At 62.3% G+C, this 13,261-nt stretch carries 12 protein-coding genes; 6 read left to right on the top strand and 6 right to left on the bottom strand.

Annotation, left to right across the window (positions count from 1 at the left end; translation table 11 throughout):
• Positions 1-374 precede the first annotated feature (374 nt).
• The 4 genes from MUM_RS0102955 to MUM_RS0102940 form a co-directional block, all read right to left on the bottom strand.
• Entirely contained in the window at positions 375-1,853 is a 1,479-nt protein-coding gene (locus MUM_RS0102955) for a DASS family sodium-coupled anion symporter (RefSeq protein WP_010166777.1), read from the bottom strand.
• A gap of 87 nt (positions 1,854-1,940) precedes the next feature.
• Entirely contained in the window at positions 1,941-2,747 is an 807-nt protein-coding gene (locus tag MUM_RS0102950) for a sulfite exporter TauE/SafE family protein (protein ID WP_010166776.1), read from the bottom strand.
• Positions 2,748-2,756: 9 nt separating this feature from the next.
• Positions 2,757-4,001, bottom strand: a complete 1,245-nt coding sequence (locus MUM_RS0102945; protein ID WP_010166775.1) for an FAD/NAD(P)-binding oxidoreductase — start codon at positions 3,999-4,001, stop codon at positions 2,757-2,759.
• 52 nt (positions 4,002-4,053) lie between these two features.
• Positions 4,054-4,389, bottom strand: coding sequence for an ArsR/SmtB family transcription factor (locus MUM_RS0102940; protein ID WP_010166774.1), 336 nt, complete (start codon positions 4,387-4,389; stop codon positions 4,054-4,056).
• An 86-nt stretch (positions 4,390-4,475) separates the two neighbouring features.
• On the opposite strand from MUM_RS0102940, the gene MUM_RS0102935 reads away from it, so the two are divergent.
• Entirely contained in the window at positions 4,476-5,339 is an 864-nt protein-coding gene (locus tag MUM_RS0102935) for an MBL fold metallo-hydrolase (RefSeq protein WP_010166773.1), read from the top strand.
• A 136-nt stretch (positions 5,340-5,475) separates the two neighbouring features.
• Here MUM_RS0102935 and bkdR read toward each other — a convergent pair whose 3' ends face one another.
• Positions 5,476-5,961 (bottom strand): Bkd operon transcriptional regulator BkdR, encoded by a 486-nt coding sequence (bkdR, locus tag MUM_RS0102930; RefSeq protein WP_003212855.1) that lies wholly within the window; start codon positions 5,959-5,961, stop codon positions 5,476-5,478.
• 195 nt (positions 5,962-6,156) lie between these two features.
• On the opposite strand from bkdR, the gene MUM_RS0102925 reads away from it, so the two are divergent.
• From MUM_RS0102925 to MUM_RS0102905, 5 genes are all read left to right on the top strand, one after another.
• Positions 6,157-7,392 (top strand): 3-methyl-2-oxobutanoate dehydrogenase (2-methylpropanoyl-transferring) subunit alpha, encoded by a 1,236-nt coding sequence (locus tag MUM_RS0102925; RefSeq protein WP_010166769.1) that lies wholly within the window; start codon positions 6,157-6,159, stop codon positions 7,390-7,392.
• A 1-nt stretch (position 7,393) separates the two neighbouring features.
• Positions 7,394-8,452: an alpha-ketoacid dehydrogenase subunit beta gene (locus MUM_RS0102920; RefSeq protein WP_010166768.1), complete on the top strand. Its 1,059-nt coding sequence runs from the start codon at positions 7,394-7,396 to the stop codon at positions 8,450-8,452.
• On the top strand, positions 8,453-9,724 hold the full coding sequence (locus MUM_RS0102915) for a dihydrolipoamide acetyltransferase family protein (RefSeq protein WP_010166766.1): 1,272 nt from the start codon (positions 8,453-8,455) through the stop codon (positions 9,722-9,724).
• A 3-nt stretch (positions 9,725-9,727) separates the two neighbouring features.
• Positions 9,728-11,107, top strand: a complete 1,380-nt coding sequence (gene lpdA / locus MUM_RS0102910; protein WP_010166764.1) for a dihydrolipoyl dehydrogenase — start codon at positions 9,728-9,730, stop codon at positions 11,105-11,107.
• A 104-nt stretch (positions 11,108-11,211) separates the two neighbouring features.
• The gene (locus tag MUM_RS0102905; RefSeq protein ID WP_010166762.1) at positions 11,212-12,231 is read left to right on the top strand and encodes a branched-chain amino acid aminotransferase; all 1,020 of its coding nucleotides are present in this window, start codon (positions 11,212-11,214) and stop codon (positions 12,229-12,231) included.
• A gap of 76 nt (positions 12,232-12,307) precedes the next feature.
• On the opposite strand, the gene MUM_RS1000000132960 is transcribed toward MUM_RS0102905, so the two are convergent.
• A complete protein-coding gene (locus tag MUM_RS1000000132960; RefSeq protein ID WP_010166760.1) occupies positions 12,308-13,198 on the bottom strand; it encodes a GNAT family acetyltransferase in 891 nt (296 codons plus the stop codon).
• Between the last annotated feature and the right edge of the window lie 63 nt (positions 13,199-13,261).

The following is a 13,261-nucleotide window of genomic DNA, read 5'->3' as shown; positions in this document are numbered from 1 at the left end:
ATTTGGTTTTCGCTTTGGCTTTTGCTGTGGCTTTTGCTCTGGCTTCTACCACTCAAGCCGGCCTGTAGGCCGCTGTGCTCTTGCTTTTGATTTTGATCTGGCTCTGACTGCCCCAATAAGCCCGAGGCCGAACGCAGGGATTGAGGAGCGGGTAAACCGGCAGGACGCCGGTTTAGCCGCGACGGGGCAGGGACGCCCCGTCGCGGCGGCCCGCGGAGCAATGCCGGAGTGAGGGAACACCGAGCCTAGGCGAGGTGCCGACAGGCGGGGCAGAGCGTTTTGGTTACTTTGCCGCTTTTGCAAAGTGACTCGCTGTAAGAGCGAAACCATAAGCCGCCGTTACCCAACTAACGGATATGTACACCGCCCCCCACTCAAATCCACCCCAACCAACTCCAATACGTAGCCGCAAACACCAACATCAACCCATACCCAATCAACGTCACCAGAATCCCAACCTTGGCAAACTGCCGCGCCGTGAACGTCCCAGTCCCCAAACACACCATATTCTGCGGGGCGTTGATCGGCAGGATAAACCCGTAACTCATCACAAACCCCAGCAGCATGGTCATCCCCAGGCGACTGAACTCCCCAGGCAACGTCTGCAACACCGCAATCAAAATCGGCAACAGCGCCGAGGTCAACGCCGTGGCACTGGCAAACCCCAAATGAATCACAATCAAAAACGCCCCCAGAATCGCAAACACCCCCAGCGGCCCCACCTGATCCAGGCCGGTGTGCGCCACCACCTGCGACCCCAACCACTGCCCCGCCTGCGTCGTGAGCAACGCCGTCCCCAGGCTGATACCCACACCAAACACAATCACCGTGCCCCACGGAATCCGCGACTGCACATCCTTCCAGGTCATCACCCCAATCCCCGGCATCAGCAAAAACACCAACCCGGCATACGTCGTCGAGGTCGTATCAAAGCTGTGCAACCGCCCTTCCGTGGCCCAGGCCAACAACAGCAACACCGACACCGTCAGCAAGCGCTTCTGCGGGCCGGTCATCGGCCCGATGTCCACCAGCGATTGCGCCACCGCCTCCTTGCCGCCGGGAATGCTGTCACTCTCCGGCGGCAACAGCTTCAGCACCAGGAACAACAACACCGCCGACATGATCAGCGCCCACGGCGCACCGGCGATCAACCAGTCGATCCACGACACGCGCTGACCCAGCATTTTGTCCATAAAGCCGACAGTCAGCAGGTTCTGCGCCGCCGCCGTCTGGATGCCAACGTTCCAGATGCTGGTGCCCTGGGCCACGACGATCATGATCCCGGCCGCGATATTGGAGCGTTTGTCCACGCCAAACGCGGCGATCACCCCCATCATGATCGGCACCACACACGCGCTGCGGGCCGTCGCGCTGGGCACCACCAGGCTGAGGAGGATGGTCACGGCAATGGCCCCGACAAGAATGCCCCGGGTGCTGGTCCCCACGCGGGTCAGCGTGACCAGCGCGATGCGCCGATCAAGACCGGTATGGGTCATGGCCGCCGCGATAAACAGCGCGCCGGCTACCAGGGCCAAGGCGGGGTTGGAAAACCCGGTCAACGCCATGCTGATGGCCGGGCTGGAACCGATCAGGTGCGTGGGGTCTTGCAGCGACGGCGCAGTGCCGAGCAAAAACGCCATCAGGGACGTAATCATGATCGCGCTGGCCTCGTACGAGACCGCTTCGGTGATCCACACCACCACGGCAAACGCGAGGATCGCCAGCATTCGGTGCCCGGCCACCGGCAAGTCGGCCGGCAGGGGCAACAGCAGCACGCCGACCATCACCAGCACGCCGACGACCAGGCCCAAGGGCAACTTGAAAGAAGCAGCAGGTGTTGCGGGGGCGCTCATGGGGTTCTCCGTCGGCCTTTAAATCAGGCCGACAGCATGAGGCAAAGCGTCACGGCGGGTGTTGACGGGTATCAAGGTGCCGCCCGCTTAGAAGGCCGCCCGCCACAGCATGCCCACCGCCACCAGCACGCACAGGGTGGCAAAACCCACCTGCAGGGTGCGCGCCTTGATCACCGAGCACAGGCGCCGGCCCGCCAACATGCCGACAATGCTCGAACCGATAAACACCCAGCCCACCGGCTCGATACTGACCCCGGCGTGAAACGCGCCGATCACGCCGATCAACGAGATCAGGCTGATCACCATCAAGGAGGTGGCGACGATGCCGCGCATTTGCACGTCGGTCAGTTGCTTGAACGCCGGCACGATCAGAAAGCCGCCGCCCACACCAAGCAAGCCCGATACCGCGCCGGTTACCGCGCCCAGTGCCGCCAGGGTGGCGGTGCACTTGGCCGTCCAGGAAAAGCGCCCGGTCTGTTGGTCGAGCATGCAGTTCTTCTGGCCCCAGGACGCGGCGCCGTGATCACTCGGCCCGGCCTCCAGCTTCTCTCGCCGCAACATGCGCCAGGCCACCAGCACCATCAGCGCACTGAACAGCCCCATCAGGACCTTCTCCGGCATCTGGTGGGCGAAGAACACCCCCAGCGGCGAAAACAGCGCGCCGAGCAGCGCAATCAGCAGCGCCGCGCGGTAACGCACCAGGCCATGGCGCAACCCATCCAGGGCCCCCACGGCGGCGGCGGCACCCACCGCGAACAGCGACACGGGCGCGGCCTGGGTCATGGTCAACCCCAGCCCCAACACCAGCGCCGGAACGCCAAGAATGCCGCCTCCGGCACCGGTTAAGCCCATCACCAACCCCATCAATACGCCCAGAACACTTGCCAGCAGCATAGGGTTGCCTCAATCCACCTTGGCCAGACGGGTCAGCCACTCGCGGCCCTTGAGCATGCCGTTCCAGTAGAACCACGGCAGGAAACTCGCCTTGAGGAACCACGCCGAACGCCGCGCCACGGTCGGGTCGAGGGGGAACGTCGGCAGCAGCTTGCCGCCATACCCGAACTCGGCCAGCACCACCTTGCCCTTCTCCACCGTCAGCGGGCAGGACCCGTAGCCGTCGTATTTGAGGGGCATCGGCGCCTGTTTGCGCAGGGCCAGCAGGTTTTCCGCCACCACCACGATTTGCTTGCGCACCGCAGCGGCGGTCTTGGCGTTGGTGGTGGAGCACACATCGCCCAGGCCGAAGATGTGCGGGTAGCGCAGGTGTTGCAGGCTCTGGGGATTCACTTCGCACCAGCCGGCAGCATCGGCCAGAGGGCTCTGGCGGATAAAGTCCGGGGAGACTTGCGGTGGGACGACGTGCAGCAGGTCGAAGGTTTTCTCTTCGACCCGCACGTTGCCTTCGGCGTCCTTGATTTCAAACCAGGCTTTGCGCGCCGGGCCGTCAACCTTGATCAGGTTGGCGTTGAATGCCAGTTGCGCCGAGTACTTTTCAACGTACTTCATCAGCGGCGGAACGAAGGTCGGCACGCCAAACAAGGCAGCGCCGGCCAAGTTGAATTCGACCTTGATGTTTTTCAGGTCACCCTGCCTGAGCCAGTGATCGCAGGACAGGTACAGGGCCTTTTGCGGGGCGCCGGCGCATTTGATCGGCATGGCCGGTTGGGTAAACAGCGCCTTGCCGTGCTTGAGTTGCTGCACCAGTTGCCAGGTGTAGGCGGCGTGCTCGTAGCTGTAGTTGGACGTCACGCCATGCTGGCCGAGGGTTTCCGGCAGGCCTTCGATCTTTTCCCAGGCCAGGCGCAGGCCCGGGCACACGATGAGGTTTTTCCAGGTGACGCGCTGGCCGCTGTCGAGCACCAGGGTGTGCTCCTCGGGCAGCAATTCGCTGACCGCTGCCTGGATCCAGGTGACGCCGTTGGGCAGCACGTCGGCCATGGGCCGTACGGTCTTGGTCACGTCATACGCGCCGCCGCCGACCAGGGTCCAGGCCGGCTGGTAGTAGTGCTGCTCGCTGGGTTCGATCAGGATGATGTTCAGGTGCGGGTCGCGCTTGAGCAGGCTGGCCAGCAGGCCGATGCCTGCCGAGCCGCCACCGATGACAACGATATCGCCACTGATGGTAGGTCCCCAGTGTTGGTCGTTCATGGTCTATGGCCTTTCGTTTAAAAGTGCACACAAGGGTCGTTGCCGTACGGCGTCACGCCCAGCTTTTTATCACTGCGCCGCAGTACAGGCCGGACAGCGTCTTCATCACTTGAATCACTTCGTGGCTGGCCAGCCCGTAGAAAATGTATTTGCCTTCCCGACGGGTGGCCACCAACCCTTCGTCCCGCAGGATGCCCAACTGTTGCGACAGGGTGGGTTGGCGCACGCCGGTCATGGTTTCCAATTCGCCGACATTGCGTTCACCCTGGGTCAACTGGCAGAGAATCAACAGCCGGTCTTCATTGGCCAGGGCCTTGAGCAAGGCGCAGGCCTTGGACGCGGAGGCACGCAATTGCGCGACTTCGCCTTCACTCAGGTTCGATTCCATTTGCGTGTGGCTCTCTCTGTCACTTAAGCTCAAAACATTATGTGTAAACGTAAAGTGATTGTAACTACTTATTTGGGACAACCGTCATGCCAGCGTTGATTCAATCCTTTCTGGACGAGGCGTCGTCGACCTACACCTACGTCGTCTATGAAACGGACGGTGGCCCCTGCGCCATCGTTGATTCGGTGCTCAATTACGACCCGGCCTCCGGACGCACCGGCACCGGCCAGGCGGACAAGGTGATCGCGTTCGTGCGCGAGCACGGCTTGCAGGTGCAGTGGCTGCTGGAGACCCACGCCCATGCGGATCACCTGTCGGCGGCGCCTTACCTGCGCCGACAGCTGGGGGGCAAGATCGCGATTGGCGAGTCCATCAGCAAGGTGCAGGGGGTGTTCAAGAACCTGTTCAACCTGGAGCCGGAGTTTCGGGTGGACGGATCGCAGTTCGACCATCTGTTTGCGCCGGATGAGGTTTTTCATATCGGCACCCTGAAGGCCCAGGCGCTGCACGTGCCGGGGCATACGCCGGCGGACATGGCTTACCTGATCGATGACCAGTTGATTCTGGTGGGCGACACGCTGTTCATGCCGGATGTGGGAACGGCGCGCTGCGACTTCCCCGGTGGGGATGCGCGCCAGCTGTTTGCGTCGATGCGCAAGCTGTTGGCTTTCGCGCCTGAAACCAGCCTTTATGTGTGCCATGACTATCCGCCCGAAGGCCGCGCAGCCAAGTGCCTGACCACGGTGGCTGAACAACGGGCGGGCAATATTCATGTGCATGACGGGGTGGATGAGGCGGCGTTTGTAGCAATGCGCACCACGCGGGATGCCGGGTTGGGCATGCCGACGTTGTTGCTGCCGGCGATCCAGGTGAATGTGCGGGCCGGGGTGATGCCGCCGGCGGAAGAAAACGGTGTGGTGTATCTGAAGATTCCGCTCAACCAGCTTTGAAATGCACTGCCAATTGTGGGAGCTGGCTTGCCTGCGATAGCGGTGTGTCAGACAGCGCATCGGGTGGCTGATACTCCGCCATCGCGGGCAAGCCCGGCTCCCACAGTTGGGCTGTGTTGTTTATGAACAGGGTGTACTAACCGAGGTTGATGCCGTTGGCCGGCAGCGGCAGTGCCGTCTTGTAGCGCACCTGCTTGAGGGCAAAACTGGAGCGGATGTTGGCGACACCCGGGACCTTGGTCAGGAAGTCCATCATGAAGCGCTCCAGAGACTGGATGGTCGGCACCAGCACCCGAATCAGGTAGTCGGGGTCGCCGGCCATCAGGTAGCACTCCATCACTTCGGGGCGATCCGAAATCGCCCCTTCAAACTGCTGCAAAGCCAGTTCGTTCTGTTTTTCCAGGCTGACATGGATGAACACATTGACGTGCAGCCCCAGCAGGTCGGCGTCCAGCAGCGTCACCTGGTCGCGAATCAGCCCCAGTTCTTCCATGGCCTTGACCCGGTTGAAACACGGCGTGGGCGACAGGTTGACCGAGCGGGCCAGGTCGGCGTTGGTGATGCGGGCGTTCTCCTGAAGGGCGTTGAGAATGCCGATATCGATACGGTCCAGTTTGCGCATGAGACAAAACCACCTGTTTATTATGTTTATGCAGTTTTTTTATCCCCAAATGATCTCCAACGCAACGAAACAGAGATAAATATTCTCCTGAGCCGAGCCTATGATTGTTGTAGGACAAGATTTCTTCTACCCGAAGAAGGACTGTCAGCTACCGCGCCCACTACAAGAAATTCACAAGATAGAGCGTAGAAAGCCATGACTCAGCAGTATGAACCACTGCGCCTGCACGTCCCCGAACCCTCGGGCCGCCCAGGCTGCAAGACCGACTTTACCTACCTGCGCCTGACTGACGCAGGCACCGTGCGCAAACCCCCAATTGACGTAGAACCCGCCGACACCGCCGACCTGGCGAAGGGCCTGATTCGCGTGCTCGACGATCAGGGCCAGGCCCTGGGCCCATGGGCCGAAGGTGTGCCCGTCGAGATTCTGCGCAAGGGCATGCGCGCCATGCTCAAGACGCGAATCTTCGACAACCGCATGGTGGTCGCCCAGCGTCAGAAAAAGATGTCGTTCTACATGCAAAGCCTTGGCGAAGAAGCCATCGGCAGCGCTCAGGCCCTGGCTTTGAACATCGACGACATGTGCTTCCCCACCTACCGCCAGCAAAGCATCCTGATGGCCCGGGAAGTGCCGCTGGTAGACCTGATCTGCCAACTGCTGTCCAACGAGCGTGATCCGCTCAAGGGCCGCCAGTTGCCGATCATGTACTCGGTAAAAGACTTCGGCTTCTTCACCATTTCCGGCAACCTTGCCACCCAATTCGTACAGGGCGTGGGCTGGGGCATGGCCTCGGCGATCAAGGGCGATACCAAGATTGCCTCGGCCTGGATCGGCGACGGCGCCACCGCCGAATCCGACTTCCACACCGCCCTCACCTTCGCCCATGTGTACCGGGCGCCGGTGATCCTCAACGTCGTAAACAACCAGTGGGCGATCTCCACCTTCCAGGCCATCGCCGGCGGTGAAGCCACGACCTTTGCCGGACGCGGCGTAGGTTGCGGCATCGCTTCCCTGCGGGTAGACGGCAACGACTTTGTCGCGGTGTACGCCGCCTCTGCCTGGGCCGCCGAACGCGCCCGCCGCAACCTGGGGCCGACCCTGATCGAGTGGGTGACCTACCGCGCCGGCCCGCACTCCACCTCCGATGACCCGTCCAAATACCGTCCCGCCGACGACTGGAGCCACTTCCCGCTGGGCGACCCGATTGCCCGCCTCAAGCAGCACCTGATCAAGATTGGCCAGTGGTCCGAAGAGGAGCACGCGGCGGTCAGTGCCGAGCTTGAAGCCGAAGTGCTCAAGGCCCAGAAAGAAGCCGAACAGTACGGCACCCTGGCCGGTGGCCAGATTCCAAGCGCCGCGACCATGTTCGAAGACGTTTATAAAGAGATGCCGGAGCACTTGAAGCGCCAGCGTCAGGAGTTGGGGATCTGACATGAACGATCACAACAACAATATCCAGCTGGAAACCGCCATGACCACCACGACCATGACCATGATCCAGGCCTTGCGCTCGGCCATGGATGTGATGCTTGAGCGAGACGACAACGTGGTGGTGTTCGGCCAGGACGTCGGTTACTTCGGCGGCGTGTTCCGTTGCACCGAAGGCTTGCAGAACAAGTACGGCACCTCGCGGGTGTTCGACGCACCGATCTCCGAAAGCGGCATCGTCGGCGTGGCGGTCGGCATGGGCGCCTACGGCCTGCGCCCGGTGGCCGAGATTCAGTTCGCCGACTACGTATACCCGGCGACCGACCAGATCATTTCCGAAGCCGCCCGCCTGCGTTATCGCTCGGCCGGCCAGTTCACCGCACCGTTGACCATGCGCATGCCCTGCGGCGGCGGCATCTACGGCGGCCAGACCCACAGCCAGAGTATTGAAGCGGTGTTCACCCAGGTCTGCGGCCTGCGCACAGTGATGCCGTCCAACCCTTACGACGCCAAGGGCCTGCTGATCGCCTCCATCGAAAACGATGACCCGGTGATCTTTCTCGAACCCAAGCGCCTGTATAACGGCCCGTTCGACGGCCACCACGACCGCCCGGTAACCCCGTGGTCGAAGCACCCCCAAGCGCAAGTGCCGGACGGTTACTACACCGTGCCGCTGGATGTGGCCGCCATCGCCCGCCCGGGCAAGGACGTGACCATCCTCACCTACGGCACCACGGTGTATGTGTCGCAAGTCGCCGCTGAAGAAACCGGCATCGATGCCGAAGTCATCGACCTGCGCAGCCTGTGGCCGCTGGACCTGGAAACCATCGTCAACTCAGTGAAGAAAACCCGTCGCTGCGTAATCGTTCACGAAGCCACCCGTACCTGCGGGTTCGGCGCCGAGCTGGTGGCGCTGGTGCAGGAGCATTGCTTCCACTACCTGGAAGCGCCGATCGAGCGCGTTACCGGCTGGGATACCCCGTATCCCCACGCGCAAGAGTGGGCGTATTTCCCTGGCCCGACCCGAGTGGGCGCGGCTTTGCATCGGGTTATGGAGGTCTGAATGGGCACGCACGTTATCAAGATGCCGGACATCGGCGAAGGCATCGCAGAAGTTGAATTGTCGGTGTGGCACGTCAAGGTCGGCGACCTGGTGGTAGAAGACCAGGTGCTGGCGGATGTGATGACCGACAAGGCCATGGTGGACATTCCTTCGCCGGTGCACGGCAAGGTGATTTCCCTCGGCGGCGAGCCGGGCGAAGTCATGGCGGTGGGCAGTATCCTGATCAGTATCGAAGTGGAAGGTGCGGGCAATACCCGGGAATCGGCAGTGGTTGAAGACCTCGCGCCGGCACCCGCACCGGTGCCGAAAGTTGAAGTCAAGGCCGCGCCCGTGGTTGAGCCCAAACCGGCCGCCAGGCCTGCGGTGGCGGCACAGGCCCCAGTGGCCCGCGAGGCCGATGACCGTCCGCTGGCCTCCCCGGCCGTGCGCAAACATGCGCTGGATGCTGGCATCCAGCTACGACTGGTCCAGGGTTCCGGCCCGGCCGGCCGGATTCTGCATGAAGATCTGGACGCTTACTTGCTCCAGGGTCCGGCGAAAAATTCCGCGGCCTCCAACCCGTACGCCGAACGCAACGACGAGCAGCAAATCCCGGTGATCGGCATGCGCCGCAAGATCGCCCAGCGCATGCAGGACGCCACCCGGCGTGCCGCGCATTTCAGCTATGTGGAAGAGATCGACGTCACCGCCCTCGACGAGTTGCGCGTGCACCTCAACGAGAAACACGGCGCCACCCGCGGCAAGCTGACCCTGTTGCCGTTCCTGGTACGGGCCATGGTCGTGGCGTTGCGGGACTTCCCGCAGATCAACGCGCGTTATGACGACGAAGCCCAGGTGATCACCCGCCTCGGCGCGGTGCATGTGGGCGTCGCCACCCAGAGCGATGTCGGCTTGATGGTGCCGGTGGTGCGTCACGCCGAAGCCCGCAACCTGTGGGGCACGGCGCAAGAAATCAATCGTCTGGCGAGTGCGGCGCGCAATGGCAAGGCCAGCCGCGATGAGCTGTCGGGTTCGAGCATTACCCTGACCAGCTTGGGCGCGTTGGGCGGGATCGTCAGCACACCGGTGCTGAACCTGCCGGAAGTGGCCATCGTGGGGGTCAACCGGATCGTCGAACGGCCGATGGTGATCAAGGGCCAGATCGTGATTCGCAAGATGATGAACCTCTCCAGCTCCTTCGATCACCGGGTGGTCGATGGCATGGACGCGGCGCAATTCATCCAGGCCATCCGTGGCCTGCTCGAACAACCCGCCAGCCTGTTCCTGGAGTAACCCATGTCTCAAACATTGCACACCACGCTGCTGATTATCGGCGGCGGGCCTGGCGGTTATGTGGCGGCGATTCGCGCTGGCCAACTGGGCATCCCGACCATCCTCGTGGAAGGCCAGTCCCTGGGCGGCACCTGCCTGAACATCGGCTGCATTCCATCGAAAGCGCTGATCCATGTGGCCGAACAGTTCCAGCAAACCGTGCACCACAGCCTGGGTTCACCGTTGGGCATCGAAGTCGATGTGCCGACCCTGAACATCGGCAAAAGCGTGGAATGGAAAGACGGCATCGTCGACCGCCTGACCACCGGCGTTGCGGCGCTGCTGAAGAAACACAAGGTGCAGGTCATTCAAGGCTGGGCCAAGGTCGTGGACGGCAAGACCGTCGACGTCGGCGACCAGCGCATCCAGTGCGAGCACCTGGTGCTGGCTACCGGTTCGAAAAGCGTCAACCTGCCGATGCTGCCAATTGGCGGGCCGATCATCTCCTCCACCGAAGCCCTGGCGCCGAAACGCATTCCGAAACGCCTGATCGTGGTGGGCGGCGGCTACATCGGCCTGGAGCTGGGGATTGCCTATCGCAAGCTCGGCGCCGAGGTCAGCGTGGTCGAAGCGCAGGACCGGATCCTGCCGGCCTACGACGCCGAACTGACCCAGCCGGTGGCCGAATCCCTGAAGCAACTCGGTGTGAAGGTGTTCCTGAAACACAGCGTCACCGGTTTTGAGCACAACACCCTGCAAGTGCGTGACCCCAGCGGCGAGACGCTGTCGCTGGAAACCGACCAGGTGTTGGTTGCCGTTGGTCGCAAACCCAATACTCAGGGCTGGAACCTCGAAGCCTTGAACCTGGACATGAACGGCTCGGCGATCAGGATCGACAGCCGCTGCCAGACCAGCATGCGCAATGTGTGGGCGATCGGCGACCTGAGTGGTGAACCGATGCTCGCCCACCGCGCCATGGCCCAGGGCGAAATGGTTGCCGAACTGATCAGCGGTAAAACCCGCGAATTCAACCCGGCAGCGATTCCGGCGGTGTGCTTCACCGACCCGGAACTGGTGGTGGTCGGCAAGACCCCGGACGAGGCCAAGGCCGCCGGGCTGGACTGCATCGTGTCGAGCTTCCCGTTCGCCGCCAATGGCCGGGCCATGACCCTGGAGTCGAAAACCGGCTTCGTACGGGTGGTGGCGCGCCGCGACAATCACCTGATCGTCGGCTGGCAGGCGGTGGGCGTTGGCGTCTCGGAACTGTCCACGGCCTTCGGCCTGAGCCTGGAAATGGGTTCGCGCCTGGAAGACGTGGCGGGCACCATCCACGCCCATCCGACCCTCGGCGAAGCGGTACAGGAAGCGGCGCTGCGGGCCCTGGGGCATGCATTACACATGTGAAGGGGGATGCGAATCCCCCCGCTAATGAAGTATTGTTGCGCCCATCCAGAAATAAACCATAAGCCTGCCTTCGACCAGGCGGTTGACAAAAGATAGAGGGTGTCATGGGTAACGAAAGCATCAATTGGGACAAGCTGGGTTTTGACTACATCAAGACCGACAAGCGTTTCCTCCAGACCTGGAAGGACGGCAAGTGGCAAAAAGGCACCCTGACCGACGACAACGTGCTGCACATCAGCGAGGGCTCCACCGCCCTGCACTACGGCCAGCAATGCTTTGAAGGCCTCAAGGCCTACCGCTGCAAGGACGGCTCGATCAACCTGTTCCGCCCGGACCAGAACGCCGCGCGCATGCAGCGCAGCTGTGGCCGCCTGCTGATGCCGCAAGTGCCGACCGACGCCTTTATCGAAGCCTGCAAGGAAGTGGTCCGCGCCAACGAACGTTTCATCCCGCCGTACGGCACCGGCGGCGCGCTGTACCTGCGCCCGTTCGTGATCGGCACCGGTGACAACATCGGCGTGCGCACCGCGCCGGAGTTCATCTTCTCGATCTTCTGCATCCCGGTAGGCGCCTACTTCAAGGGCGGCCTGACCCCGCACAACTTCCTGATCTCCGGTTACGACCGTGCGGCGCCAAACGGCACCGGCGCGGCCAAGGTCGGTGGCAACTACGCTGCCAGCCTGATGCCCGGCTCCCTGGCCAAAAAAGCCAACTTCGCCGACTGCATCTACCTCGACCCGGCCACTCACTCGAAAATCGAAGAAGTCGGCTCGGCCAACTTCTTCGGGATCACCCACGACAACAAGTTCGTCACCCCGAACTCGCCGTCGGTGTTGCCAGGCATCACCCGCCTGTCGCTGATCGAGCTGGCCAAATCGCGCCTGGGCCTGGAAGTGGTTGAAGGCGACGTGCTGATCGACAAGCTGTCGGACTTCAAGGAAGCCGGCGCCTGCGGTACCGCGGCCGTGATCACCCCGATCGGCGGCATCGAGTACAAAGACAAGCTGCACGTGTTCTACAGCGAAAAAGAAGTCGGCCCGGTCACCCAGAAGCTCTACAAAGAGCTGACTGGCGTACAGTCCGGCGACGTCGAAGCGCCTGCGGGCTGGATCGTCAAAGTCTAAGCAACACCGCAAAACAAAATGTGGGAGCGGGCTTGCTCACTCCCACATTTGATCTCCAGTGTTTTCAGAATCAAGCTCAATCTTGCGGAATATTTTCCAGGATCTTCTTGCCCATGCTGATCCTCGGCTCGGCGCCATAACCCAGCGCCTCATAAAACCCCATCACCGCGTCATTGCCGCTGGTGATCTGCAGGTTGATCTTCATACAGCCCAAGGCGGTCAACGCCTGCTCCGCATGCCGCACCAGCGAGGCGCCCAGGCCCTGGCGGCGATAGTCGTTGTGCACTGCCACCGAATACAGCCAGCCACGATGCCCGTCGTAGCCGGCGAGGATGGTGCCGATCACCGCCTTCTTGTCGGTGGCCACGAAGAACAACCCATCGTTGACCGCCAACTTCTTGTCGATCGCCAGGCCCGGCAGGTTATGGGCCGCGTCATAACCAAACGCCGCCTGCCACAGCGCCACCACCTGCGCCCTATGCGCCCGGTCGCGATAGGCGCCGATGGGATGGCGGGATGACAACGCCTTCTCCATCACCAGCGTGCGCTCATTGCCGTGGTAAACGTCGCGCACCGTGTGGAAACCCAGCTTGGTGTAGAACGGCTCGGCGGTCAGGGAAGACGGCACATGCAGCGAGGTCACCCCGGCTTCCCGGGCACGCAACTCGATCTCAATCATCAGCAAGCGCCCGATACCCTGCCCTTGCAGCACCGGATTGACGAACACCGAGCGCACCACATTGGCATCCAGCGCGGCAGTGGCCACGATCACTTCATCCTGGATGGCCACCAGCACCGTTCGACGCCCGAGCAATCCCACCACAGCCTCGGGGGTAAAGTTGCTCGCCACCCGCGCAATCACGTCAGCCGGGTAATCCCGGGCGTTGCTGTCATGCAGGGCCGCCAGGATGACCTGGCTGATGCCCTCGGCATCGGTGGTTTGGGCGAGACGAACTTCAGTGGGCATGGGCACTCCTTAATGACGGACTCAATTCCTGCAGCGCCCCCATACTAATGTGGGAGCTGGCTT

Source organism: Pseudomonas sp. PAMC 25886, from assembly GCF_000242655.1.
Classification (GTDB): domain Bacteria; phylum Pseudomonadota; class Gammaproteobacteria; order Pseudomonadales; family Pseudomonadaceae; genus Aquipseudomonas.
The sequence above is the reverse complement of the archived record's forward strand: the minus strand, read 5'-3'. Positions and strand labels throughout refer to the sequence as shown.